Source organism: Arthrobacter sp. TJ-170, assembly GCF_058269305.1.
The window spans coordinates 101460-127970 of the sequence record NZ_JBZCNL010000008.1 but is presented as its reverse complement, the minus strand read 5'-3'; the positions used below and the strand labels follow the sequence as shown (position 1 = coordinate 127970).

23 protein-coding genes are annotated in these 26511 nt (G+C 63.7%); 22 read left to right on the top strand and 1 reads right to left on the bottom strand.

Annotation, left to right across the window (positions count from 1 at the left end; translation table 11 throughout):
• Nucleotides 1-41: 41 nt before the first annotated feature.
• From ftsL to nrdR, 22 genes are all read left to right on the top strand, one after another.
• Entirely contained in the window at nt 42-608 is a 567-nt protein-coding gene (ftsL, locus tag AC4D1W_RS14660; RefSeq protein WP_490899202.1) for a cell division protein FtsL, read from the top strand.
• A 36-nt stretch (nt 609-644) separates the two neighbouring features.
• Nucleotides 645-2435 carry a peptidoglycan D,D-transpeptidase FtsI family protein gene (locus tag AC4D1W_RS14655; RefSeq protein ID WP_490899201.1) on the top strand — a complete coding sequence of 597 codons (1791 nt, stop codon included), beginning with the start codon at nt 645-647 and terminating at the stop codon, nt 2433-2435.
• 56 nt (nt 2436-2491) lie between these two features.
• Complete coding sequence (locus AC4D1W_RS14650; RefSeq protein WP_490899244.1) at nt 2492-4093, top strand: UDP-N-acetylmuramoyl-L-alanyl-D-glutamate--2,6-diaminopimelate ligase; 1602 nt, start codon at nt 2492-2494, stop codon at nt 4091-4093.
• 6 nt (nt 4094-4099) lie between these two features.
• The gene (locus AC4D1W_RS14645) at nt 4100-5623 is read left to right on the top strand and encodes a UDP-N-acetylmuramoyl-tripeptide--D-alanyl-D-alanine ligase (RefSeq protein ID WP_490899200.1); all 1524 of its coding nucleotides are present in this window, start codon (nt 4100-4102) and stop codon (nt 5621-5623) included.
• Entirely contained in the window at nt 5620-6723 is a 1104-nt protein-coding gene (gene mraY, locus AC4D1W_RS14640) for a phospho-N-acetylmuramoyl-pentapeptide-transferase (RefSeq protein ID WP_490899199.1), read from the top strand. The genes AC4D1W_RS14645 and mraY overlap by 4 nt, the downstream gene beginning before the upstream one ends.
• The gene (murD, locus tag AC4D1W_RS14635; protein WP_490892417.1) at nt 6705-8285 is read left to right on the top strand and encodes a UDP-N-acetylmuramoyl-L-alanine--D-glutamate ligase; all 1581 of its coding nucleotides are present in this window, start codon (nt 6705-6707) and stop codon (nt 8283-8285) included. The genes mraY and murD overlap by 19 nt, the downstream gene beginning before the upstream one ends.
• Nucleotides 8285-9649: a putative lipid II flippase FtsW gene (gene ftsW / locus AC4D1W_RS14630; RefSeq protein ID WP_490892416.1), complete on the top strand. Its 1365-nt coding sequence runs from the start codon at nt 8285-8287 to the stop codon at nt 9647-9649. Before murD ends, ftsW begins: the two co-directional genes overlap by 1 nt.
• A gap of 17 nt (nt 9650-9666) precedes the next feature.
• Nucleotides 9667-10791, top strand: coding sequence for an undecaprenyldiphospho-muramoylpentapeptide beta-N-acetylglucosaminyltransferase (gene murG, locus AC4D1W_RS14625; RefSeq protein WP_490899198.1), 1125 nt, complete (start codon nt 9667-9669; stop codon nt 10789-10791).
• Nucleotides 10791-12194 (top strand): UDP-N-acetylmuramate--L-alanine ligase, encoded by a 1404-nt coding sequence (gene murC, locus AC4D1W_RS14620; protein WP_490892414.1) that lies wholly within the window; start codon nt 10791-10793, stop codon nt 12192-12194. The genes murG and murC overlap by 1 nt, the downstream gene beginning before the upstream one ends.
• The gene (locus AC4D1W_RS14615) at nt 12191-13093 is read left to right on the top strand and encodes a cell division protein FtsQ/DivIB (RefSeq protein WP_490899197.1); all 903 of its coding nucleotides are present in this window, start codon (nt 12191-12193) and stop codon (nt 13091-13093) included. Before murC ends, AC4D1W_RS14615 begins: the two co-directional genes overlap by 4 nt.
• Nucleotides 13094-13276: 183 nt before the next feature.
• The gene (gene ftsZ, locus AC4D1W_RS14610; protein ID WP_490892412.1) at nt 13277-14476 is read left to right on the top strand and encodes a cell division protein FtsZ; all 1200 of its coding nucleotides are present in this window, start codon (nt 13277-13279) and stop codon (nt 14474-14476) included.
• Nucleotides 14477-14479: 3 nt separating this feature from the next.
• Nucleotides 14480-15196: a purine nucleoside phosphorylase YfiH/LACC1 family protein gene (locus AC4D1W_RS14605; RefSeq protein ID WP_490892411.1), complete on the top strand. Its 717-nt coding sequence runs from the start codon at nt 14480-14482 to the stop codon at nt 15194-15196.
• A complete protein-coding gene (locus AC4D1W_RS14600) occupies nt 15189-15932 on the top strand; it encodes a YggS family pyridoxal phosphate-dependent enzyme (RefSeq protein ID WP_490899196.1) in 744 nt (247 codons plus the stop codon). The genes AC4D1W_RS14605 and AC4D1W_RS14600 overlap by 8 nt, the downstream gene beginning before the upstream one ends.
• A gap of 76 nt (nt 15933-16008) precedes the next feature.
• Nucleotides 16009-16524, top strand: a complete 516-nt coding sequence (locus AC4D1W_RS14595) for a cell division protein SepF (RefSeq protein WP_490892409.1) — start codon at nt 16009-16011, stop codon at nt 16522-16524.
• A gap of 57 nt (nt 16525-16581) precedes the next feature.
• A complete protein-coding gene (locus tag AC4D1W_RS14590) occupies nt 16582-16875 on the top strand; it encodes a YggT family protein (protein ID WP_490892408.1) in 294 nt (97 codons plus the stop codon).
• A 153-nt stretch (nt 16876-17028) separates the two neighbouring features.
• A complete protein-coding gene (locus AC4D1W_RS14585; protein WP_490892407.1) occupies nt 17029-17685 on the top strand; it encodes a DivIVA domain-containing protein in 657 nt (218 codons plus the stop codon).
• A gap of 118 nt (nt 17686-17803) precedes the next feature.
• A complete protein-coding gene (gene lspA / locus AC4D1W_RS14580; RefSeq protein WP_490899195.1) occupies nt 17804-18406 on the top strand; it encodes a signal peptidase II in 603 nt (200 codons plus the stop codon).
• Nucleotides 18390-19325 (top strand): RluA family pseudouridine synthase, encoded by a 936-nt coding sequence (locus tag AC4D1W_RS14575; protein WP_490892405.1) that lies wholly within the window; start codon nt 18390-18392, stop codon nt 19323-19325. The genes lspA and AC4D1W_RS14575 overlap by 17 nt, the downstream gene beginning before the upstream one ends.
• 58 nt (nt 19326-19383) lie before the next feature.
• Nucleotides 19384-22920: a DNA polymerase III subunit alpha gene (dnaE, locus tag AC4D1W_RS14570; RefSeq protein WP_490892404.1), complete on the top strand. Its 3537-nt coding sequence runs from the start codon at nt 19384-19386 to the stop codon at nt 22918-22920.
• 32 nt (nt 22921-22952) lie between these two features.
• On the top strand, nt 22953-23465 hold the full coding sequence (locus AC4D1W_RS14565; protein WP_490892403.1) for a hypothetical protein: 513 nt from the start codon (nt 22953-22955) through the stop codon (nt 23463-23465).
• A 56-nt stretch (nt 23466-23521) separates the two neighbouring features.
• On the top strand, nt 23522-24883 hold the full coding sequence (hisD, locus tag AC4D1W_RS14560) for a histidinol dehydrogenase (protein ID WP_490892402.1): 1362 nt from the start codon (nt 23522-23524) through the stop codon (nt 24881-24883).
• Nucleotides 24884-25044: 161 nt separating this feature from the next.
• A complete protein-coding gene (gene nrdR / locus AC4D1W_RS14555; RefSeq protein ID WP_490892401.1) occupies nt 25045-25545 on the top strand; it encodes a transcriptional regulator NrdR in 501 nt (166 codons plus the stop codon).
• 90 nt (nt 25546-25635) lie between these two features.
• On the opposite strand, the gene ppgK is transcribed toward nrdR, so the two are convergent.
• Complete coding sequence (ppgK, locus tag AC4D1W_RS14550) at nt 25636-26478, bottom strand: polyphosphate--glucose phosphotransferase (RefSeq protein WP_490892400.1); 843 nt, start codon at nt 26476-26478, stop codon at nt 25636-25638.
• Between the last annotated feature and the right edge of the window lie 33 nt (nt 26479-26511).

The following is a 26511-nucleotide window of genomic DNA, read 5'->3' as shown; positions in this document are numbered from 1 at the left end:
CAGTAGCCGGAAATACGGCTCGGGCCCTTCAGCATCCGGCGGTGTCGTATCCTGTCGTGCAGCCAGGGCGGGAACGACGCCGCACCCCCCTCTCTGTGGTTCCCGCTGCGCCCACGCGCGGCCGGGTCCCTTTCGCCGTGTTCTCGATGGCTGCTTTGATTGCCGCGCTGATCGTTGTCCTCATGCTCAACATCTCGGTATCGAGCAGCCAGTACAAGCTGGTTTCGATGCGCGGAGAGGAAGTAGCCCTCGCTGAGAAGAATCAGGCCCTGACGCAAAAGCTTGAGAACCTCAGGGCGCCGCAAAACCTCGCGGCGGCGGCGCATGAACTCGACATGGTTGCCTCCCCGACTTTCGGGACCATTGATGTAGATTCGTTGGCAGTCACCGGAAGCCCGGAACCAGCCAAGGAGTCCGATGCACCGCCAGTTCTTGTACCGGCACCCGCTGTGAACGTGCCGAGCCAAGCTGCTGCCCCTGCCGCCCCGGAGCCGGTAGAGTCCGCCGCGGAATCCGCGGCTGACCTGCCTGAAGCCGCCGCAGCGCCTGCAGAGCTCCCGGACGGCGGAACAATTCCGGCACCCACGCAAGCCGCTCCCGGACAGTAAGAGACCCGCACCAAACCGACCCAGCAAGGAACCACGGTGGCACCAGCCGACAACCCCCAGCAGGAAACACGACGGGTCGCGCTCGGGACCGCCAGGCTCAGGGTCGGGCTGGCATTCGTACTGATTCTGCTGATGGTCCTTGGCGTCCGCCTTTTTCAGGTTCAGGGACTGGACTTTGACGGAATGGCCCAGGCGGGCCTGAACAAGCGCCTGGTTACCCAGCAGGTGCCGGCCCTGCGCGGGAGCATCCTGGATGACGAGGGCAATGAGCTGGCGCATACGGTGCAGCGCTTCGACATTGTGGTGGACCAGAGGCTCAGCGGCGGCGAAACCTTTGATCGCTACGATCCGGCGACGGACAAGCGGGTTCAGGACGTCCCTATCGAGCAAGGCTTCCAGGAGCTCTCGGCGATCCTGGGACAGGATGTTCAGGCGCTCAAGTCTTCGATCCTGGGCGACGCGTCGTTCGCCTTCGTTGCACGCTCCGTGACTCCTGATGTCCGAAACCAGGTCCTTGCTGTGGGAATGCCCGGCGTATATGCGGATCCCACCACCCTGCGCACCTACCCCTCAGGAGCGGTCGCGGGCTCCATCCTCGGCTTCATGAGCGGTGACGGACGCGCTCTGGGCGGTATCGAGCTCACCCAGGACGAAAAGCTCACCGGAACGCCGGGCAGCCGTACCTTCGAGATCGGCGGCGACGGCATTCGGATACCGTACGCCACCAACGAAGATGTGCCGGCGCAGGACGGCCAGTCAGTGCGGCTCACCATCGATCAGGACCTGCAGTTCTTCGCGCAGCAGACCATCGCCGCGCAGGTGGAGGATTACAACGCGGAATGGGGCAACATTGTCGTTGTTGAGGCGCGCACCGGCGCCATCAAGGCGATGGCTGAATCCACTTCGCCGGATCCGAACGACTATGCCGCCACGGATCCCGTGTTCTGGAAACCACTCTCCGTTACTTCGTCCTTCGAACCGGGCTCGACGACGAAGCTGATCACCATGGCTGCGGGGCTGGAGGAGGGGATTATCGAACCGACCAGCAGGTTCAAGATCCCGCCCACCTACACGATCGACGGACAGACCTTCAAGGATGCGTTCGAGCATGGGACGGAAAAGCGGACAGCGGCGGGAGTCTTCGCCAAGTCGATGAACACCGGAACCGTTATGATCGGCGAGCAGCTGACCAAACAGCAGCGGTATGACTGGTTGCGCAAGTTCGGTATCGGTGAACCCCTCAACGTGGGGCTCAATGGAGAAACGGCAGGCATTCTGCCAACCCCGGACGTCTGGGACGAACGCCAGCAATACACCGTGCTTTTCGGCCAAGGACTGGCGCAGACCGCGCTGCACACGGCCATGGTGTACCAAGCGGTCGCCAACGACGGCGTCCGGCTGCAGCCGCGGCTCATTGATGCCTACATGGACGCGGACGGCACAGAACACAAGGTTCCCCAGGCTGAGGGCACACGGGTCGTTTCCGAGGACACCGCCAAGGAGCTCCACACCATGCTGGAGACCGTCACGGTGGAAGGATCCGGCGCGTCCGGTGCCCTCGAGGAGTACCGTGTGGGATCGAAGACGGGTACAGCCGAAGCGCCCGGCGCGCAGGGCGGCTACGACGGATATACGTTGTCCTACGCCGGCATGGCGCCTATGGAGGACCCGCAGTACGTCGTGGTCGTGACACTGCAGCGACCTCAGGGAGACCTGTACTATCTGGTTCCGGGGGAATCCTTCCAGAAGGTCATGAAGTACGTTCTGAACTCGAACAACGTCCCGCCCTCAACCGGTAAGCCCAAAACTTATCCGGTTGTGTACTGATCTCGCAGAGCAGGCCCCACGTGTCCACAAATGAACAGTCCGTTTCCGCTGCGCCCATGCGGCCGGACGTCGTCGTACCGCGAACCATGGATGAGGTTCTTGCCGCGCTCCCGCGGGACCTCGCGCCTGTGGAGCGCGTAGCCACAGGGCACGACGACGCCACCCGCGCTACGATCACCGGCGTCACGATCGACTCACGCCAGGTCCGCCCCGGCGACCTGTACATCGCTGTCCCCGGCACGGGCCGGCATGGAGCCGACTTCACGGAACAGGCGGTAGTAGCCGGAGCAGCAGCGGTGCTCACTGACGACGCCGGCACGGCCGCCGCGACGTCGGCTCTGGGCGGTTCCGGGATTCCCCTGTACCGGGCAGCTCCGGTGCGCGACTACGTGGGTCCGCTTTCCGCGGTCGTCTTCGACAGCCAGCCCGCATCCGGCCGCCCTGTCCTCTATGGCGTGACCGGCACCAACGGAAAAACGACCACCACATACTTCCTGAATGCGCTCGGGTCGGCGCTGGGCAAGAGCACCGGCCTGATCGGGACGATTGAGATTCGGGCAGGCGAGACCGTCATTCCTTCTATCCTGACTACCCCGGAATCTCCCCAGGTTCACGGTCTGCTAGCGCTCATGCGCGAGCGCGGCATCGACGCCGCAGCCATGGAGGTCTCCTCGCACGCCATCGAGTACCGACGGGTTGATGGGGTCCGCTTCGATGTCGCTGGTTTTACCAACCTGACCCAGGATCATCTGGATCTCCACGGAAGCATGGAGGAGTACTTCGCCGCGAAGGCGGCCCTTTTCCGGCCGGAACGCGCGGCCCGCGCTGTTGTCCTGGTCGACGACTCGTGGGGCCGCCGCATCGCCGATGAAGCAGGAGTAGACACAGTCACGGTGTCCGTCACGGGAACCGCGGAGGCAGACTGGACCGTCTCGCAGGTGCAGCGGACGGGCCTTGGGCACGCTTTCACGCTCGTCGGTCCGGGGGACGCGCAGCTGCGGCTTCGCTGCGGGCTTCCCGGGAATTTCAACGTGGCGAACGCCGCTCTGGCCGCAGTGATGGTCCTGGCCTCGGGCGTCGGGGTTGCGGAACTGCAGCGCGCAGCGGACCAGCACGATCCATTCACCACCCAGGTGCCGGGGCGCATGCAGCTGATCAGTGAGAATCCCGCAGCGATCGTTGATTTCGCGCACAATCCCGATGCCCTGGCCCTGACGCTGGATTCGGTTCGGGTGCCTGACGCAGACTCCCGTGTGCTGGTTGTCTTCGGGGCGACGGGACAGCGGGACGTGTCCAAGCGCCCCATCATGGGCGCCACGGCGGCGCGCCGGGCAGACGTGGTGATCGTCACTGACGACGACCCTCACGACGAAGAGGAGGCGGGCATCCGGGCAGGTGTGCTCGAGGGCGCCCGTGCTGCCCGCCAATCCGAGCACCTGAACTGCGAGATCGTCGAGGTTTTCCCGCGCTCGGAGGCTATTGACCACGCGGTGTCACTTGCTCGTCCCGGCGACGTGATTCTTGTCGCCGGACGTGGACACGAGGTATGGCAGGAGGTCAAGGGAGTGAATCTTCCGCTCGACGACCGCGTGGAACTGGCGGCCGCTTTGACACGGCATGGATTCTCTGTGCTTTCCGGCAACAGGATAGAGTCCTAGATCGTCATGATTGAATTCAACGCAGCCGACATCGCGGCAGTCACAGGCGGCACGCTCTCGGAGTCGGCTCAAAAGGCTCCCTCCGTCGTCGTCCGTTCGGCCACCACGGACTCACGGGAGAGCCGCCCGGACGGCCTCTTCATCGCCAAGCCGGGTGATTCCACCGATGGCCACAACTTCATAGGCAGCGCCTTTTCCAACGGTGCTGTGCTCGCGCTCGTGGAGCGGGTAGTCAGCGACGACGACGGCACGGACTTTCCGGCCGTGGTGGTACCTGACGTGGTCGAAGCGATGGGCAAGCTGGCTTCCGAAGTGGTGCGCCGTCTCCGCGCGCACTCACCGCTGACGGTCATAGGTATCACGGGTTCGGCCGGCAAGACCACTACCAAGGATGTCCTGGCTCAGCTCCTGCGGCAGGAAGGTCCGACTGTTGCTCCGATCGGTTCGTACAACGGTGAGATCGGTGTTCCATTAACCGTGTTCTCGGCCGATTACGGCACCCGCTACCTGGTTATCGAAATGGGAGCGACCGGCGTCGGACACATTCAGTACCTCGCCTCCATGGTGGCGCCCGACATCGGAATCGTGCTCTGTGTCGGCTCCGCCCATGCGGGGGAATTCGGCGGAGTGGAAATGATTGCGCGGGCCAAGGGCGAACTGCCCCGGTCACTGGGCGCCCACGGTGTGGCGATTCTCAACGGCGATGACGCACGAGTGAGTGCAATGGCCGACGAGACACAGGCACAAACAGTTTTCTTTTCTGAGGATCCGACGTTCGACCGACCAGGCAGCAGCGCCGTCCGGGCGGAGAACGTGCAGCTGTCCGCCGAGGGCAATCCCTGCTTCACGCTGGTCCTTCCGGACGGGGATCGCCAGGAGGTGCGGCCGCTGCTGATCGGGCGGCATCACGTGGCAAACCTTCTCGCGGCTGCCTCCGCTGCCCATGTCCTGGGGATCCCGGGGGAGCGGATCGCCTCCGGGCTCAGCGGGGCTCGGGCGGTCAGCCGCTGGCGCATGGAGCGTACTGATCGGCCGGACGGCGTGACTGTCATCAACGACGCCTACAACGCCAATCCCGAGTCGATGCGGGCGGCGCTTGCAACGCTCGCTGAGCTCGGCCGCGGCCGGCGTACCTGGGCTGTGCTCGGAGAAATGCTCGAGCTGGGGGAGGACTCCGTTCTTGCCCATGACGCGTTGGGCAGGGTGGCTGTCCGGTTGAACATTTCGAAGCTGCTGGTCGTCGGAGAAGGAGCGAAGGCACTTCACACCGGGGCAGTGCTCGAAGGGTCGTGGGGAGACGAAGCGATCTTCGTGCGCGATGTCTCCGAGGCTGAGGAGATCCTGGACAGCGAACTGGAGCCCGGTGACCTGGTACTGGTGAAGTCCTCCAACGGTGCCGGTCTGCGCCATCTAGGGGATCGGCTAGCATTAGCGTCAGACAAATCGACGGCGGTGCCCGAAGCTGACCCGGGGCCACAAGCTGATTCGAACGGACCCGGTCCAATGAACCAGGGGGGCCCCTCGCTGTGATTGCGCTGCTGATTGCCTCAGCGTCCGCCCTTGTTCTTGCGTTGGTCGGAACACCCCTGTTCATCAGGCTCCTCGTTAGCAAAAGCTATGGACAGTTCATCCGAGATGATGGACCCACGGCTCACCACACGAAACGCGGTACCCCCACCATGGGTGGCGCCGTCATTGTGGGATCGGTTGTCCTCGCGTACTTCGCGACCCACCTGATCATGATGGCTGCGGATAATTCAGACGGTCCGACAGTGTCCGGGCTTCTGTTGCTGATGGTTACTGTCGGCATGGGCATAGTGGGTTTCTTCGATGACTACATAAAGATCTCCAAGCAGCGCAGCCTCGGGCTCAGTGCACCGGCGAAGATTATCGGGCAGACGATGGTGGGCATTGTGTTTGCCATCCTCGCACTGAACTTTCCTGACGAGAACGGGCGCACACCGGCGTCGACCGCTATCTCGTTTGTGAGGGACACCGCTTTCGACCTGGCGTTCGCCGGTTCGGTCATCGGCGCCATCCTGTTTGTCCTCTGGTCAAATCTCATCATCACCGCAGCCACGAATGGTGTTAATCTCGCTGATGGCCTCGACGGTCTGGCCACCGGCGCGTCTGTCTTCGTTTTTGGTGCCTACATGCTGATGGGTATCTGGCAGTTCAACCAGCGTTGTGCCTCTCCGGACGTGCCCACGAACATCTGTTACGAGGTTCGCGATCCGCTGGATCTTGCCCTGATCGCGGGTGCGATGTGCGGTGCCCTGGTTGGTTTCCTCTGGTGGAACACCTCGCCGGCCAAGATCTTCATGGGCGACACCGGATCACTGGCGATCGGTGGAGCAATCGCCGGCTTTGCGATCCTCTCCCGCACGCAGCTCCTCCTCGTCATCATGGCGGGACTGTTCGTGATGATCACGCTGTCCGTGATCATTCAGGTGGGTTTCTTCAAGTTGTCCGGAGGCAAGCGGGTCTTCAAGATGGCACCCCTGCAGCATCACTTCGAGCTGAAGGGTTGGCAGGAGGTCACGGTGGTTGTCCGCTTCTGGGTCCTTGCCGGTCTGTTCGTAGCCGTCGCGCTCGGCATCTTCTACGCTGAATGGGTTGTACTTCTGTGAGCAATGCCGATGCACAAGACCAGCCCGGCCGCCTTGAGCATCTGACGTCGTGGGACGCCGACTGGGCAGGACTGCGTGTAGTGGTGACGGGGATCGGGCTGTCCGGATTCTCCGCGGCTGACACACTGATCGAACTCGGCGCGCGGGTTGTGGTGGTTGACGCTACAGACTCCGAAGAGAACAGGGCGAAGGCCGACACCCTCCGCATCGTCGGAGCGGTGGATGTCCTGCTCGGGCCCGAAGCGGCCGCTGCGCTCCCACTGGTTGATGGTGAAGCGCCCGAACTGGTGGTGACCTCTCCGGGCTGGCGCCCAACCCAGCCGTTGCTTGCCGCCGCGGATACTCATGGAATTCCGATCTGGGGCGATGTCGAACTGGCCTGGCGTGTACGCGTCCGTAAGGGGCGCCCTACCGCCGAATGGCTGACGATCACCGGAACCAACGGCAAGACCACAACCGTCACACTCGCGGAATCGATGCTCCGCGCAGCGGGCCTTCGCGCCATCGCCGCCGGGAACGTCGGAACGCCGCTGCTTGATGCCATCCGGGATCCGCAGGGATACGACGTTATCGCCGTCGAGCTTTCCAGTTTCCAGCTGCACTGGAGTTCCAGCCTCGCTCCTCTAGCGAGCGTCTGCCTCAATCTCGCGGAAGATCACGTGGACTGGCACGGCGGGTTCGACGCCTACCGTGCGGACAAGGCGAAGATCTACGAGAACACCCGTATTGCGTGCGTCTACAACGCTGAGGCCCCGGCCACTGAGCGGATGGTGGAGGAGGCAGACGTTCAGGAAGGCTGCCGGGCGATTGGTTTCACCACCGATACCCCTGCCATCAGCATGCTCGGAGTCGTGGATGGCCTGCTGGTGGACCGGGCGTACATCGAAGAGCGCAAGGATTCCGCCGCCGAGCTGGCGTCCGTGACGGATCTCGGGGAAGTGGTTCCCCGCCATCTCGTCGCGAACGCCCTCGCCGCCGCTGCGCTGGTGCGGGCAGCAGGGGTTTCTGCGGCTGCCGTGCGCGAGGGAATCCGCAATTATCAGCCCTCCGGACACCGTATCGAGCTGGTGGCTGCCCGGGACGGTGTCCTCTGGATCAACGACTCCAAAGCGACCAACCCGCATGCTGCACACGCTGCCCTGTCGTCCTTCCACAGCGTTGTCTGGATTGCCGGCGGGCTGTCCAAGGGTGTGGACTACAACGATCTGGTCCGAGATAACGCAGGCCGCTTCAAAGCAGCCGTTCTCATCGGCCGTGACAGCTCCGATCTCGCTTCCGCTCTCCGCCGACACGCGCCGGATGTTCCGGTGATAGACCTGGCAGCGGGTCACACTGGTAAGGACGTGTTGCCTTCCCAGCACGTGGGTTCAGACGGCGTCCAGGCCATGCGCGCGGCGGTTACAGAAGCGTTGCGCATCGCCGCGGACGGCGACACTGTTCTCATGGCGCCGGCAGCAGCGTCGATGGACCAGTTTCCTTCCTACGCTCACCGGGGCGCCGCTTTCATCGAGGCGGTTCGCGGGATTGTGGAGGGGCAGGGATTCACCGCTAAGGAGTTGTAATGGTCAGCACGCCCACCCGGCATTCGCGCCGGAAGCCGGCGGTGCGGCAGCACTCCAGCTCCAGCACACCCGAGCCGCGGCCTCCGTCGGGATCCTCCGTTGCCGGGACAGCAGCGATGTCCAAACGTCAACGGATCCTCGGATCGTTCGCTCGCATGTGGCGCTTCCTCGAAGGCTCTGACAGGCAGACCAGCGGCTCAAGCTACTACATGATTCTCGGCACGACGCTCGCGCTGACCGCCATCGGGCTCATGATGGTGCTGTCGGCGTCATCGGTCGAGTCGATCGCCAACGCAGCGTCAACGGTTGAACCCACAGACGAGGGCGCGATTGTCTTCGACTTCTTCTTCAAACAGAGCGTGTATGCGGTGCTGGGCGTGGTGCTTATGCTCATCCTGTCCAGGCTCGGCCCGCGGATCTTCAAGATGCTCGCCTGGCCGGGCCTCGGCGTAGCCATTGTGCTGCTGGTGCTGGTGCTCCTGATCGGCGAGAACATCAACGGCAACCAGAACTGGATCCGGATCGGAAACCAGTCACTGCAGCCCTCGGAACCGGCGAAGCTCGCCCTGGCGCTGTGGTGCGCCACCGTGCTGGAGCGCAAACGCGGCTTGATCAGGAACTGGAAGCACGCGCTCGTACCCGTTGCGCCGCTCGGCGGTATCATCCTCCTGCTCGTGATGCTGGGTGGTGACCTCGGTACGGCGATCATCCTCGGCATGATCATGGCAGCCGCGCTCTTCTTCGCGGGCGCACCCATGAAAATGTTCAGCATCGCCGGGCTTGTGGGAATCGCCCTGGCATTCGGTGCCATCCTGCTGAACAGCACCCGAAGCACCCGTATCGAAGCCTGGCTGCGCCTGAACTGCGACTCGGCGTCGGATCCCTGTTTCCAGTCCAACCAGGGCCTGTTTGCTCTGGCCTCGGGCGGCTGGTGGGGCGTCGGGATCGGGCAGAGCCGGCAGAAGTGGAACTGGATCCCTGAAGCCCACAACGACTTCATCTTCGCCATCATCGGCGAAGAGTTCGGGCTGATCGGCACCCTCGTGGTCATCGCGCTGTTCGGCATCCTGGCCGTCGCGACGCTCCGTGTGGCCCGCCGCTACACCGACCCCTTCGTCCGCATCCTCATGGGATCTATCCTCGTGTGGCTGATCGGCCAGGCTTTCGTGAACATCGGCATGGTTACGGGCGTGCTGCCGGTGATCGGCGTGCCGTTGCCGTTCATCTCCTACGGTGGCTCGGCTCTCACCTTCACGCTCGCTGCCGTCGGTGTTCTTCTTGCCTTCGCGCGGCGCATGCCCCCCGCAGCGGCGGGCACCGTGGCCGCTGATAACGCCGAGACTGCTCCCTCGAAATCCAAGTGAAAGATCAAGAGAACCCATTGACTGAAACTGCTGCCCTGTCGGTTGTCCTCGCCGGCGGGGGGACGGCCGGGCACATCAGCCCGCTCCTCGCCATTGCCCGCGCCCTCGTCGAGGCACGCCCGGACGCCCGTGTGCTTGCCGTCGGCACAGCAGCGGGGATGGAGACCCGTCTGGTGCCCGCGGCCGGCTTCCGGCTTGAAACCATAGAGCGCGTTCCTATGCCCCGCCGGCCGTCAGTCGACCTGTTCAAGCTGCCCGTCCGCCTCGTCCGTGCCGTGCGGCAGGCGCTGAAGATTGTCGACGCGGCGCAGGCCGACGTCGTCGTGGGTGTCGGCGGCTATGTGTCGACACCGCTCTACCTTGCGGCGTGGATCCGCCGCGTCCCAGTGGTCATTCACGAAGCAAACGCCCGGCCGGGACTTGCCAACCGGTTGGGAGCCCGCATCGCACGGGCGGTAGCGGTGGCATTCAACGGCACCGGCCTGCCGGCGGAGCAGTGGGTGGGTATGCCGATGCGCCGGGAAATCTCCACCCTGGACAGGGACGCGGACCGCCGTGAAGCGCGTGCGGATCTGGGGCTTGACCCGTCCCTGCCAACTCTCATCGTCACCGGCGGATCCTCCGGTGCCGCGAGTATCAATCGGGCGTTGGCTGCAGCAGCACTGAAGTTGGCCGACGGCAACGCGGGCGGCAACCCTGGGCTGCAGGTCCTTCACATCACCGGACGGGGAAAGCAGGTGACGGGGCCCGACGGCGCACTGCTCGCCGCGGAGGGCTACCGTCAGGTCGAGTATGTGGACGGCATGGAGAAGGTGTATGCGGCGGCCGACCTCTTGATCGCGCGGGCGGGCGCGGCGACTGTCTGTGAAGTTGCGGCGGTTGGGTTGCCGGCCGTCTTTGTTCCGCTGCCCCACGGGAACGGGGAGCAGCGGCGTAACGCCGCGGAGCTGGTTGAGGTCGGCGGAGCCCTCATGATTGACAACGACCGGTTTACCGTCGACTGGCTGCTCACCGAAGCCCTTCCGCTCGTGCAGGACACCGAACGGCTCGGCAAGATGTCTATGGCTGCGGCGCCTCTCGGCGTGCGGGACGCGGACGTGCGCATGGCAAACCTGATTATCGATGCTGCCGGAGGCCGCTGATGAGTACCGTCGTTGAAAGTCTGGGAAAGGTCCATTTCATTGGGCTTGGGGGAGCGGGAATGTCCGCCGTGGCGCGCGTCCTTCTCGGCCGCGCAGTAGCGGTTTCCGGTTCTGATGCCGCCGACTCCCGCGGCCTGCAGGCTCTCGCCGCCCTCGGTGCGCAGGTACACATCGGCCACGACGGCGCCAACCTGGGAGCCGCGGACACCGTTGTTGTGTCCACGGCCATCCGGGAATCCAACCCCGAACTCGTTGAAGCGAAGGCACGCGGACTGCGCATCCTGCACCGGTCCGAGGCGTTGGCCGCCGCCATGGACGGACGCGAGGTGGTCGCTGTTGCCGGCACCCACGGCAAGACCACAACGACGGCGATGATCACCGTCATGCTGCAGGCTTCGGGAGCCAGTCCGTCATTCGCGATCGGTGGTGATGTGGCTGCGCTGGGCGTCAACGCCGAATGGGCTGACGGCGAGGTCTTCGTGGCCGAAGCCGACGAGTCCGACGGATCCTTCCTCAACTACCGCGCCCGTATCGGCGTTGTCACCAATGTCGAAGCTGACCACCTGGACCACTACGGATCCGCCGAGGCTGTGTTTGAATCCTTCGACCGGTTCGCCGCGCTGCTGCCCGCCGGGGACGGTGTGCTGGTCGCGTGCCATGACGACGGCGGCGCTGCTTCCCTCGCGGAGCGGACCGCCGGATCCCGCCGGGTGCGGACCTACGGCTACAACCCGGGCGCAGATGTCCGGATCAGCAGCACCCGTGCACTCGGCAGCACCTCGAACAGCATCCTCTCCTTTTCGGTTGACGGGCTGGAGAGCCAGCAGGAGCTCCAACTCGGGGTCCCCGGCCGACACAATGTCCTCAACGCGGCGGCCGCGTTTGCCGTAGGCCTTGAGCTTGGCGTTGATCCGGCTGCCGCTGCGGCCGGCCTCGCATCGTTCTCCGGTGCCGCCCGCCGCTTCGAGGCGAAGGGGGAGGCCCTCGGTGTGCGCGTATTCGACGACTACGCCCATCACCCCACAGAGGTCGCGGCCGCACTCAGCGCTGCCCGCACTGTTGCGGGTGACCATCGGGTGCATGTCCTGTTCCAGCCTCACTTGTTCTCACGCACGGAGGAATTCGCGGAGGAGTTCGCAGCTGCTTTGTCGCTGGCCGACTCCGTGCGGGTCCTCGACATCTATGCCGCACGGGAAGACCCGGTGGAGGGCGTAACGAGCCGGCTGATCACCGATCGGCTTACGGTTCCCGGAGGCTACGCCCCCAACCCGGAGGAAGCGATGCAGGGAATTGTTGATTCTGCACGCAGCGGCGACATCATCCTGACAGTCGGAGCGGGTGACGTTACCCGCTTCGGTCCGCTGTTGGTCGACCTCCTCGCTGGGCAGGGGAATTCCCGGTGACCTCCCGGCCTCCACGCAAGCCTCGAAGTGTAGGAAGGTCCTCCAGCGGACCGACCGTCAGCGAGACCATCACCGCCGAGAAGCCTGTCCCGGCGCCGGCACCCGACACCGCACGCCCGGAACGCATCTCGGCGTCGAAGGAAGCTCCGGTCGCGTTGCTGGACCGAGATAAGGACTCCGGCACGGTGATAGCGTTTCCGGAGCCTCCCCGACGGCGGCGCAGGAGGTGGTGGCTGACGGGGATCATTTCCGTCGTGGTGCTCCTCGCGGGTCTGATCGCCTACCTCCTTTTTTCGCCCGCCCTGGCGGTGCGCACGCTCGATGTGCAGGGTAACAGCCTGGTGGCGGAAGACGAGGTCACCGCCGCTCTGGCACCGTTGGTAGGCACGTCGCTTACGCGGATAGGCGACGACGATGTCCGCGCGCTGCTTGAGGGATTCGCGCCGATTGAGGATGTTTCCGTAGCGGCGGCTCCGCCGTCGACCCTCAGCGTAACCGTGATCGAGCGCACCCCTGTGGCGATTCTGGAGAACAAGGGGAGGTTCGTCCTGATTGACGCCGAGGGTCGGCAGCTCACAACTGTGGCCGACCGGAAATCCGTTGCGCTGCCGCTTATTGACGGCGGGGCTAATGCAGTCAACAGTGCCGTGTTCTCTTCGATCGCCGATGTGCTCGCCGCCCTGCCTGCGGATATCAGGGAGAGGCTGGTTCACGCTTCCGCCAAGTCAATTGACTCGGTGCAGTTGAAGCTGACCGACGGCAAGACCATCTTCTGGGGCAGCGCCGAGGAAAACGTCGCAAAAGCACGGGTTGTCGGGGCTCTGCTGACTCTCGAGGACCAGGATCCGCCCGTGAAGGTCTATGACGTGAGTACGCCTTCGCGCCCAGTAACTCGGTAAGTTTGCCGACACGCGGGAGGTGGTCATTGCATGCCGGTGACCATGCACCTAGCGTCTCAATAAGAAGTTACTTGACATAACATTAACTTTCAACCTGAAGGTGAATGTTAGTCGGGTAGAAGGTTGGAACCTCCAGCCCACAAAGACCCCACCAGCGCACAGATCGAACAAGGGACACAGGACGTGGCAGCACCGCAGAATTACTTGGCCGTCATCAAGGTCGTCGGCATCGGCGGCGGTGGCGTGAACGCCGTCAATCGAATGATCGAGGTTGGCCTGCGCGGCGTTGAGTTCATCGCCATCAACACAGACGCGCAGGCACTGCTCATGAGCGACGCCGATGTAAAGCTCGACGTCGGCCGTGAGCTTACCCGCGGCCTGGGCGCCGGCGCAGACCCGGAAGTTGGGCGCAGGGCCGCCGAAGACCACGCAGAGGAGATCGAGGAAGTCCTCCGCGGGGCAGACATGGTCTTCGTCACGGCCGGTGAAGGCGGTGGCACAGGCACCGGCGGAGCGCCCGTGGTAGCGCGAATCGCCCGCTCGCTCGGCGCGTTGACCATCGGCGTTGTAACCCGGCCGTTCACCTTCGAGGGCCGCCGCCGTTCCAACCAGGCGGAGACCGGCATCGACACACTTCGCGATGAAGTCGACACGCTCATCGTGATCCCGAATGATCGCCTCCTGTCCATCAGCGACCGCAACGTTTCCATGCTCGACGCGTTCCGTTCGGCGGACCAGGTGCTCCTGTCGGGTGTACAGGGCATCACCGACCTCATCACCACCCCGGGTCTGATCAACCTCGACTTCGCTGACGTGAAGTCGGTCATGCAGGGCGCAGGCTCGGCCCTGATGGGTATCGGATCGGCCCGTGGCGAGGACCGCGCGGTCAAGGCAGCCGAGTTGGCCATCGCCTCGCCGCTTCTCGAAGCGTCCATCGACGGTGCTCACGGCGTTCTGCTCTCCATCCAGGGTGGTTCCGATCTCGGACTGTTCGAGATCAACGAGGCCGCCCGCTTGGTCCAGGAGGTTGCGCACCCCGAGGCGAACATCATCTTCGGCGCCGTGATCGACGATGCACTGGGAGATGAGGCCCGGGTCACGGTCATCGCAGCGGGTTTTGACCAGGTGGATGCGACCTCGCAGCCGGCAGCGCCGGCTGCCAAGCCCGCATCCGCGCCGGCTATCGGTCGGGAACATGCTCAGGCACCGCAGGCGGTTGCCGCCGGAGCCGGTTACGGGTCGTGGTCGCAGCACTCGTCGAACGGCCGGGGTAACGACGTTCCCGGTGACGCCGGATTCGACGTTGACCTCCCCGCGGTGGTCGAGCCCGATTACTCGACCGGACGCTCCGATGATCTGGACGTTCCTGATTTCCTGAAGTAAGCGGTGTTTTTCTGGGCATCGCCTGCAGCGCCCGGCATCCGGGTCGCCTTTACCGACCGTGGCGCGGGGAACCTCGCACCACGGGTCGGAGGCGACCCGGGTGCCGTCGCTCGTTCCAGGCAAGCACTGGAGGGGGAACTGGGAATTGAAACAGGTGCGCTCCATTTCATGAACCAGACCCACTCGACGGTTGTCGCTGAAGTGCGGTCCGGCCATGTGCCGCAGGCTGATGCGCTTGTCAGCCCTACCGGCAATGAGGCACTTGCCGTCCTTGTGGCGGACTGCGTTCCGGTAGTGCTGGTCGGTTCGACTGCGCGCGGTGGATCCGTCACAGCGGTGGTTCACGCCGGACGCAAAGGAGTTGAGGGCAATATCGCGGGACGGACAGTCGATGAACTGCGGCAACGCGGAGCTGGGCTGATCTCAGCCTGGATAGGTCCGTCGGTGTGCGGCAGGTGCTATGAAGTACCTGAACAAATGCGCGAGGAGTTCGCTCGTGCTGTGCCGTCGACCTCCAGCAGTACGCGATGGGGAACCCCTGCCCTCAACCTTCCGGCGGGCGTCCGTGGACAGCTCGAATCGGTGGGCGTGGACGTTCAGGATCTTGGGACGGACAGCACGCTGTGCACCCTTGAGAACGAAAGCCTGTTTTCGCATCGGGCTGTCGGGCAGGGCCGCCCGGTAGGGCGTCTGGCAGGGTTGGTGTGGCGCCGTGGCTGAGGACAGACGGTCTGAACTCGAGTCGAATCTGCGTCAGGTCAACGAGCGCATCGATCGCGCGATGGCGGCATGCGGCCGCACCGACCGACCGGCCCTCATTGTGGTGACGAAGTACTTTCCGCCATCGGATGTGGTGTTGCTGTCCGGGCTGGGCGTGCGGGACATCGGGGAGAACCGGGCCCAGGAAGCCGCTGCCAAAGCGGAGGAGGTCTCCGACCCAGGATTGCGCTGGCACTTCATCGGCCAACTCCAGACCAACAAGGCACGATCGGTTGCCGGTTACGCGCACTCGGTCCACTCCGTCGACCGCACGTCACTGGTGAATGCGCTCCAGAAGGCGATGGTGCGGCGTGCCCAGGGCTCCGGGTCGTCGGGGGAGGAGGGCGCGGTGGTCCATCCGGTCCCGTTGGATTGCTATGTGCAGGTGAACCTGTCGGTCGACGAGCCCGGCCGGGGAGGAGCCCATCCTTCGGATGTGCACGAGGTGGCTGCAAGGATTGACGACGCCGGCCTTCTGCGGTTGGCGGGAGTGATGGCCGTGGCGCCGCTCGGCGGTGACCCCCGCGAGGCGTTCAGCCGTCTGGCTGACATTTCGGCCGGCGTCGTTGCCCGCTACCCCGGTGCCACGGGTATCTCCGCGGGGATGAGCAGTGATCTTGAACACGCCATCGAGGCAGGTGCGACACACCTGCGCGTCGGTTCAGATGTTCTCGGTGCTCGCCCTCCTGTGGGGTAGCGTCGACGCTGTAACCGCGGGCAATCCAGGACGTGCCTGGGCGATCGTGCATGACGAAGGAATGACAGGAGCTACCATGGCTGGCGCACTGCGCAAGACAATGATCTACCTTGGGCTCGCCGACGGTGATGAGCACTACGAGCCTGAACCCAAGACATCTCACAGCAGGAATGAGGACTACTCCGTGGACTACGACCGTGACGAGCGCCATGTCGAGGCTCCGCCGGTGGTGAAGGCGGCTCCCGAGGAGTACCGCGCCCCGGTTACCCCCATCAAGCGCGCCCAGTCCACGCGTGAAGACGCTTCATCGCTCCGCCAGATCACCACGGTGCACCCGCGCTCCTACAATGACGCGAAGATCATCGGAGAAAGCTTTCGCGACGGCATTCCAGTCATCATGAACGTCACAGACATGGGCGAGTCTGACGCGAAGCGGCTCGTCGATTTTTCCGCAGGACTCGTCTTCGGCCTCCATGGTTCGATCGAGCGTGTTACCAACAAGGTGTTCCTGTTGTCCCCCTCCTACATCGAGGTTCTCGGCGAAGATCAGAAGGCCAGCGATGAGCAGGCGAGTTTCTTCAATCAAAGCTGACGCGCTTTACTGGTACTGGTAACTATTCCGTTCATGCCAGAGGACTGTGACTGACACGTGAGCTTGGTCTTCGCCCTGCTTTACCTGGTGCTGATGCTGTTCCAGCTCGCGCTGATCATCCGTATCGTCTATGACGCCGTCCAGATGTTTGCCCGCAACTGGCGTCCCCGCAGGCTTGCACTTGTTCTTGCCTCCATGGTGTACGCGGTGACGGATCCGCCCATCCGGTTGTTCCGTCGGCTGATTCCGCCTCTCCGGCTGGGCGGCGTGTCACTCGACATGGCGTTCATCGTGGTGTTTCTTGGGGCCACGATTCTCAAGACCATCGCCGGCTCGTTGGCAGTGGCCTGATCCGGTTAGTTTTCGAGATCTAAAAGATATACGCTGACTCACATATTGTGTGAAGCAGGAGGGTCAGCCTCCACGAGCTCGTCCACAATTTTCAGTACCGTTGTCAGGTCTGCTCTACAGGCGGCTTCGACTAATCCACTATGAGGTGACCAGATGGCCCTGACGCCAGAAGATGTTGTCAACAAGCGGTTTCAGCCCACCAAGTTCCGTGAGGGCTACGACCAGGACGAGGTAGACGATTTCCTCGACGAGATCGTCGTCGAACTGCGTCGCCTGAACCAGGAGAACGACGACCTTCGCCGCCAGCTTTCGGAAGTTTCCACGGGCACGGCGCAGAACGCTGCGGTCCCGGCTCCCGTCGCCGCCAGCACCAAGACCGAAGAGGTCCGCGAGGAAGAGAAGCCCGAGGAGCCCAAGGCTGAAGCGCCGAAGGCAGAAGATCGTCCTGCTCCCCAGCCGGCTGCTGCAGCCGCTCCCGTTCAGCAGACCGCCACCGCTGAGTCGGCTGCCGGCGTTCTCGCCATGGCACAGAAGCTTCACGATGAGTATGTCAATGCGGGTGTTGAGCAGCGCGACAAGATCATCGCCGAGGCACAGATTGAAGCCAGCGGCCTCGTCAATGATGCCCAGGATAAGAGCCGCAAGATTCTCGGTGCCCTCGAGCAGCAGAAGTCCGTTCTCGAGCGCAAGGTGGAGCAGCTCCGCAGCTTCGAGCGCGACTACCGCTCCCGCCTCAAGGCATACATCGAGGGACAGCTGCGCGACCTCGATTCCCGTGGTTCCGTCGCAACAGAAACGGCTGACGTCTAAACAGTAGCCAAGGTTCCATTGAGGCCAGTCGCCGGTTTATCCGGCGGCTGGCCTCTGCCGTACTCTGGATGTGAGCCCGCGTCCATCGCCGCCTCCGGCGCGTACAACTGAAAGCATCATGACCGAGCATCCTCCCGCCTCAGGCCCCGATTCAGGCCGTAGGCACCGCAAGCATGGCAAACGCATCGGAGCAAGATACGCACTGCTCCTGATTGCTTTCGCGCTCGTCGCTTACATCATCGATCAGCTCACCAAGATCTGGGTTGTCTCCACCATGGTGGAGGGCCAGGTCACCGAGGTGCTGCCACCCGTTCTGAGCTGGCACTTCATCCGCAACTCGGGCGCGGCGTTCTCCATCGGCACCGAGATCACCTGGGTATTCACCATAATTCAGGCCCTTGTCTCGATCGCCATCATCAGCCAGATTGGCAAGGTCGCCTCGAAAGGCTGGGCGATCGCGCTCGGGCTTGTTCTGGGTGGCGCCCTCGGTAACTTCACCGACAGGCTGTTCCGCGAACCCTCCTTCGGCCAGGGGCATGTCGTCGACTTCATAGCCCTGCCTAACTTCGCAATCTTCAACATCGCTGACACCGCCGTCGTGAGCGGTGTCATTCTTATCTGTCTGCTTACCCTTCGCGGCATCGGTCTGGACGGACGGCGCAGCAATGAAGAGCAGGAGCAGGCAAACGGTACCGAGGTGGTCGATGACGAACGCGCCTAGCACCTATGACATTCCAGAGTCGGCAGCAGGCCAGCGCGTAGATGCCGTCCTGGCAGAGTTGATGGGAACCTCCCGCTCGGCAGTTGCGGCGTGGTGCAGTGCCGGTTACGTCACCATGGACGGTGCGGCCGTGCAGAAGTCGGTCCGCGCGGTGCCGGGGAGCCGGCTCACCGTCGTCGTACCGGATGAACCGGACCCGCTGCAGATCGTGGCCGAGCCTGTTGAGGGGATGGGGATACTTCTTGATGAGGATGACTTCGTAGTCATCGACAAGCCGGTGGGCGTTGCCGCCCACCCCTCGCCGGGTTGGGTTGGCCCAACTGTTGTTGGAGCTCTTGCTGCTGCCGGTTATCGGATTTCCACCTCCGGTGCCCCTGAGCGTGTGGGCATCGTTCACAGGCTCGACGTCGGCACCTCCGGTGCGATGGTGGTTGCTAAGAGTGAGCACGCCTATACCGCTCTCAAACAGGCTTTCCGGGACCGTACCGTCGACAAGCAGTATCACGCCCTGGTTCAGGGCCTGCCAGACCCCCTCGAGGGAACAATAGAGGCACCCATCGGGCGTCATCCGGCGCACGACTGGAAATTCGCCGTGATGGAGGACGGCCGCCCCTCGGTCACCCATTATGCGGTGGAGGAAGCATTCGGCAAGGCGAGCCTGGTCAAGGTGCGGCTGGAAACCGGCCGGACCCACCAGATCCGCGTGCACTTCTCCGCACTCAGGCATCCCTGCGCCGGTGACCTGACCTACGGCGCCGATCCGCGGCTCGCCGCCGAGCTGGGACTTACCCGGCAGTGGCTGCACGCCAGCATGCTCTCCTTCGAGCACCCACGCAGCGGGGAGCGGGTTGTCGTTGAGAGCGGATTCCCCATGGATCTGCAGTATGCCCTCGACGCGCTGGCCAGCGGGACGGTCTGAGAACCGACACCCGCCCGGCGTGCCCGGAACCGTCACCGGTGCTCGCTAGAATGAGTTGGTGGTTTCCTCAGCTCCGTCCTCCTCCTTCGTCCACCTTCACAACCACACCGAGTATTCGATGCTCGATGGTGCCGCCCGTCTGAACGATCTGTTCAGTCATACAACCGAACTCGGCATGAATGCGCTGGCTACCACCGACCACGGGTTCGTGTTCGGCGCTTTCGACTTCTGGAACAAGGCGCGCAACGCGGGCGTCAAACCGATCGTCGGCGTCGAGGCTTACCTCACGCCGGGGACCGCACGCGCGGACAAGACGCGCGTCCAATGGGGCGGTGGCGGACGCGACGACGTCTCGGGCGCCGGTGCTTACACCCACATGACTCTGTGGTCCGAGACCACGGAGGGAATGCACAACCTTTTCCGAATGTCCTCCCTGGCCTCTCTGGAGGGCTACCTCTACAAGCCGCGTATGGACCGCGACCTGCTGCAGACCTACGGGAAGGGTCTGATCGGAACCACAGGCTGCCCCTCGGGTGAGGTTCAGACAAAGCTGCGGCTCGGCCTCTACCGGGAGGCAGTCCAGGCAGCGTCGGATTTCCGTGACATTTTCGGCCGGGACAACTTCTTCTGCGAGCTCATGGACCACGGGCTCGACATCGAACGGAACGTCCAGGCCGACCTCATTAAGCTGGCCCGTGAGCTTGGCCTGCCCCTCGTTGCAACCAATGACCTGCACTACACCCATGCGGAGGACGCCAAAGCCCACGCGGCGCTGCTGTGCGTGCAGTCCGGTTCCACCATGGCGGATCCCAAGCGGTTCAAGTTCGACGCGGACGAGTTCTACCTGAAGTCGCCAGCGGAGATGCGGGCGATCTTCCGCGACTACCCGGATGCCTGTGACAACACTCTTCTCATCGCCGAGCGGTGTGAGGTCGAATTCAACACCAACGCCAACTACATGCCGAGGTTCCCCGTTCCCGCAGGGGAGAACGAGCAGTCCTGGTTCGTCAAGGAAGTGGAGAAGGGCCTCCATTACCGTTACCCCGAGGGAATCCCGGACGATGTCCGCAAGCAGGCGGACTACGAGGTCGGGGTCATCTCGCAGATGGGCTTCCCCGGGTACTTCCTGGTGGTCGCCGACTTCATCAACTGGGCCAAGAACAACGGAATCCGGGTTGGTCCCGGCCGTGGTTCGGGCGCCGGTTCCATGGCTGCGTACGCCATGCGCATCACGGACCTCGATCCGTTGCGCCACGGGCTGATCTTCGAACGCTTCCTCAACCCTGACCGCGTCTCCATGCCCGACTTCGACGTCGACTTCGATGATCGCCGCCGTGCGGAAGTAATCCGGTACGTGACGGAGAAGTACGGCGACGAACGTGTGGCCATGATCGTCACCTACGGAACGATCAAAGCCAAGCAGGCGCTGAAGGATTCATCGCGCGTCATGGGTTATCCGTTCTCCATGGGGGAGCGGCTCACCAAGGCAATGCCGCCGGATGTCATGGGCAAGGGCATCCAGTTGGCCGATGTCCACAACAAGGAAGCCAAGCGCTACTCGGAAGCCGAGGAGCTACGGGAACTGCTTAAGGCCGACGCCGACGCGCAGAAGGTCTTCGAGACCGCCCTGGGGCTTGAGGGCCTGAAACGGCAGTGGGGCGTCCACGCCGCCGGCGTCATCATGTCCTCGGAGCCCCTGATCGACATCATCCCGATCATGCGCCGGGATCAGGACGGCCAGATCATCACGCAGTTCGACTACCCGACCTGTGAGGGCCTCGGCCTGATCAAGATGGACTTCCTCGGGCTGCGAAACCTGACGATCATGACCGACGCGCTTGAGAACATCAAGCTCAACCGCGACTTCGAGCTTGACCTCGAGACACTGCCGCTCGAGGACAAGGAGTCCTACGAACTGCTAGCCCGCGGTGACACGCTGGGTGTTTTCCAGCTCGACGGCGGGCCCATGCGTTCGCTGCTCAAGTTGATGCGTCCTGACAACTTCGAGGACATCTCGGCTGTTATTGCGCTCTACCGGCCGGGCCCCATGGGAGCCAATTCGCACACGAACTACGCGCTGCGGAAGACCGGAGTCCAGGAAATCACTCCGATTCATCCGGAGCTCGAGGAACCGCTCGCCGAGATCCTGAACACCACGTACGGCCTGATCGTGTATCAGGAGCAGGTTATGGCCATCGCGCAGAAGGTCGCCGGATACTCGCTGGGTCAGGCAGATATCCTCCGCCGCGCCATGGGCAAGAAGAAGAAAGAGGAGCTGGACAAGCAGTTCGCCGGATTCTCCCAGGGCATGAAGGACAGCGGCTATTCCGATGCCGCGGTCAAGACCCTCTGGGACATCCTCCTGCCCTTCTCGGACTACGCGTTCAACAAGGCGCACTCCGCCGCCTACGGTGTGGTGGCGTACTGGACCGCCTACCTCAAGGCCCACTATCCCTCCGAGTACATGGCGGCCCTGCTCACCAGCGTGGGAGATGACAAGGACAAGCTTGCGCTCTACCTCAACGAGTGCCGTCGTATGGGCATCACGGTGCTGCCGCCCGACGTCAACGAGTCCAGCGTGAACTTCACCCCTGTCGGCACGGATATCCGCTTCGGCATGGGCGCAATTCGAAACGTCGGCGCCAACGTGGTGGCGGCCATGGTGGGTGCCCGCGAGGAGAAGGGCGCATTCAGTTCCTTCTCGGACTTCCTGCAGAAGGTTCCCTCGGTAGTCTGCAACAAGCGGACCATTGAGTCGCTCATCAAGGCCGGCGCCTTCGACTCGCTGGGACATCCTCGCCGCGCGCTGGCGATGATCCATGAGGAAGCGGTGGATTCCGTCGTCGTACTGAAACGGAACGAGGCCGCCAACCAGTTCGATCTTTTCAGTGCCTTCGACGATCCGGGCGCCGGGACCGGCCTTTCGGTTGAGGTACCCGATCTGCCGGAGTGGGCCAAGAAGGACAAGCTCGCTTTCGAACGCGACATGCTTGGACTGTATGTTTCCGACCACCCGCTGCAGGGTCTTGAGGGGCTCCTTAGCCAGCATGCCGACTCGGCAATCACTTCGATCATCGGGGAAGACGGCCCGGCCGACGGCGCCTCGGTGACCATCGCCGGCATGATCACCTCTCTGCAGCGCCGGATCGCCAAAAACAGCGGCAATGCGTACGCCAGGGCAGAGATCGAGGACCTCGGCGGGTCGATGGAGGTCATGTTCTTCGGTCAGGTGTACGGGCCCATCGCCTCGGTGCTGGAGGAGGACCTGATCGTGGTGGTCCGCGGACGCCTGCAGCGGCGCGACGACGGTACTGTCACGCTGAATGCGCAGGAGCTCTCTGTTCCGGACCTGACCGAGGGCCACTCCGGGCCGGTGGTCATCTCCATGCTCCACCACAGGGCTACCGAGCCGGTGATCCATGAGCTCGGGTCCGTGTTGAGGCAGCACCGCGGGAACTCCGAGGTGCGGCTGCACGTGCGCAAGGAACGGCAGTTGGCGGTGCTCTCGCTGCCGGTCGACCTTCGGGTCAATCCCACGCCGGCGCTGTTCGGAGACCTCAAAGTACTGCTCGGGCCAACGTGTCTCGATGCGTGATCCGCACAGTTCTGCACGGTTAGAGTAAACAGATGCAGGAGTCAGCCGCGGAGCCCGGTACTTATCCGCCACCGGTGTATGCCGGTCCGGCCACCCAGACGCCGGTACCCCCGTCGTCGCTGCTCTGGTGGGCCGCGGCAATGACACTGCTGGGCCCTGTCCTTGGCGTGATCTGGTGGGTCGCTGCACCTGGGGGCGCACTTTACGGTGACCGCGCGACGGCCGAGACGTGGCTGGTCCGCGATCTGGTGCTGGGCGGTCTGGAACTTGTGGCCGGCGTCGTCGTCGGGTGGCTGCTGGCCAACCGCGTGGACCTACCGGGGGCGTGGCAACGCGTGTGCGCCGCTGTTGCAGGAAGCATATTGGGTTCCGTCCTGGCCGTCGCGGTAGGGCAGGGGCTCGGGTTCCTGTTCCCGGGCGGAGATACCGAGTTCCCCTTTGTCCTGCGCTCCCTAGGGGTGGCAATGATCTGGCCCGCAGCGGCGGCCCTGGTGGTCTTCCTGTCCTCGCTGCTCGCGCTGCTGCTCGTTCGGCAGAAGGGGTAACGGTTCAGGAAGCGGAAGTGGCAGGAGCAAAGTCAGCCGCCGGTAGAATTGCGCCTGTGACTGCTCAGACCGCATCAATTTCCTATGACGCCTTCCGCACGATTGACCTGCGCGGAACCCATCTGTCCGCAGCCGAGCTGAGGGCCGCCATGCCGCGGAGCACCACGGCGTCTTTTGATTCTGTCGCCTCGCGCGTCGAAGGCATCATCGCCGACGTCCGCACTCGCGGGTTCGATGCCCTCAGTGAGCTGGCGCAGCGGTTCGATGATGTTGACCAGGTCCACCCCCGGGTTCCGGCCGAAGCTCTGCGTGAAGCTCTCCGATCACTCGCGCCCGATGTGCGCGCGGCACTGGAGGAGTCCATCGCCCGCGCTCGAACCTTCGCACTGGCACAGAAGCCGGAGGACATCGTCGTCGACATCCGCCCCGGCGCAACACTTACCCAACGCTGGGTGCCGGTGGGAAGGGTGGGGCTCTACGTCCCCGGCGGGCTGGCAGTGCTGGCGTCGTCGGTCATCATGAATGTGGTGCCCGCGCAGGCTGCCGGCGTGGAATCCATCGCACTGGCATCGCCGCCGCACAAAAACTTCGGAGGATTGCCCCACCCGGTGATCCTGGCGGCTGCGGAGCTGCTGGGCGTCGATGAGGTGTACGGAATCGGCGGCGCTCAGGCGATTGCTTCCTTTGCCTACGGAGTGCCTGGTGACGACGGCCGCGAGGCGGTCGAGCCGGTGGACGTTGTCACCGGTCCGGGGAACATCTACGTCGCTACAGCGAAGCGGCTGGTCAAGGGAGTCGTTGGTATCGACGCCGAAGCCGGCACCACGGAGATCGCTGTGCTGGCGGATGGCACGGCTCAGCCCCGGCTTGTCGCTGCTGATCTCATCAGCCAGGCCGAACACGATCCCAACGCCGCCTCGGTGCTGATCACACCCTCGGCTGAGCTAGCGGCCGCGGTGCGTGCGGAGCTGTCGGTCCAGGTTGAGTCCACCCGGCACCGCGAGCGGGTAGAGACAGCACTGGCCGGACCCCAGTCCGGCACCATCCTGGTGGACGACGTCGATCACGGCATCGCGGTATGTGACGCGTACGCTGCGGAACACCTCGAGATCCACACGGCAGCGGCATCAACGGTTGCTGCTCGCATCCGTAATGCCGGGGCCGTGTTCGTGGGTGACTACAGCCCGGTGAGTCTCGGCGACTATTGTGCCGGCTCCAACCACGTCCTGCCTACTGCCGGGACAGCGGCGTTTGCTTCGGGGCTGAGCGTGTTTACCTTCCTGCGTGCCATGCAGGTCATTGACTACAGTGCCGACGCACTGCGAGAGGTCAGCGAACACGTCATCCAGCTTGCGCAGGCGGAGGACCTGCCCGGGCACGGCGATGCAGTACGTGTCCGCTTCCCTGAGTCTTCATAGATTCTGCGGTTCATCGGCAAGCGGGGCGACCACTACATGTAGTAATGACACTGTTGTAGTTTCACTACATCTAGTTCTAGAATGAGTTGATGGCACGGCTGCAAAAGCCGTCTGTTATCCGATCAAATGGTCAATTCGCTTGAGCTGAGACGAGGTGTGGCATGTACTGTCCGTTCTGCCGCAGTTCCGACTCCCGGGTCGTGGACAGCCGGCTGACTGATGACGGATCAGCAATTCGCCGTCGTCGGCAGTGCCCTGAATGCGGCAAGCGCTTCACGACGGTGGAGACCACCAGCCTGGCTGTCATCAAGCGTTCGGGAGTGGCCGAGCCATTCAGCAGGAGCAAGGTGATCAGCGGCGTGCGCAAGGCGTGTCAGGGCCGTCCGGTCACGGAAGATGACCTGGCCCTTCTGGCGCAGGAAGTCGAGGAGTCCATCCGTGCCAGCGGCGTCGCAGAGATTGATGCCCACGAGGTTGGCCTGGCTATCCTCGGGCCACTCCAGAAGCTGGACCAGGTAGCCTACCTTCGCTTCGCCAGCGTGTACCAGGGCTTCGACTCGCTTGAGGACTTCGAGAAGGCTATCGAGAAACTTCGCCGCGAAGCGGAGAATGCGGCGGGCAAGGTTCCCGCCGGCACACAACGGCCGCTTACGGCCACCTGATCTCCGGTGGTGGCCGCGGAGGGGAAGCCGCTGCCACCACCGGCACCAACAAGGCCGTGCTTCAGGCCGCTGGAACCACGGCCGCCTGCATTACTTCACTTCGATGGGCTGCGCCTCGACGGGCTCGCTTTTGAAGTGAAGCGCCGCCTGCAGTGCTGCTCCGACAATGCCTGCATGGTTCCGCAGCTCTGCAGGGATGATGGGCGTGCGCAGCGACAGGTTGGGCAGGAAGTCCTTGCTGCGCTTGGAAATGCCGCCGCCCACAATGAAGAGTTCGGGCGAAAACAGGAACTCGACGTGTGAGAAGTAGCGCTGCAGTTTGACGGAGTACTCCTCCCAGTCCAGCCCCAGTCGTTCGCGGGCAACGGCTGATGCCTGGGTTTCGGCGTCGTGTCCGTCGATCTCGAGGTGCCCGAGCTCCGCATTTGGAACGAGCTTGCCGTCGAAGATGAAGGCCGAACCTATGCCGGTGCCGAGGGTGATCACAAGGACCGTACCGTTGACGCCCTTGCCGGCACCGTACTGAACCTCTGCAAGACCGGCGGCGTCCGCGTCATTGATGACGTGCACATCACGGCCAAGGACCCTGGTGAACAGGGCATCAACGTCGGTGTCGATCCAGCTCTCGTCGACGTTGGCCGCTGAGCGTGCAACACCGTGCTGGATGATCGCCGGGAAGGTCACTCCGATGGGCAGCGATTGCGGCGGCGCACCTTCCCGGGTGGACAGCTCGGCGACGATGTCGGCGACGACGACGGCGACTGCCTCCGGTGTGGCCGGCCGCGGCGTCTCCACACGGAATCGATCGCCCAGAATCGCCCCGGCGGCAAGGTCGACAATGCCGCCCTTGATGCCGGTGCCGCCGATATCAATACCAATAACCGTGGAGGGCAGCTTCCTGCCGTCCTTCTTCTTGTCGCTGTTCTTGCCCATGATTCTCCAGGGATCGTTTCGAGTGTGTTCGGT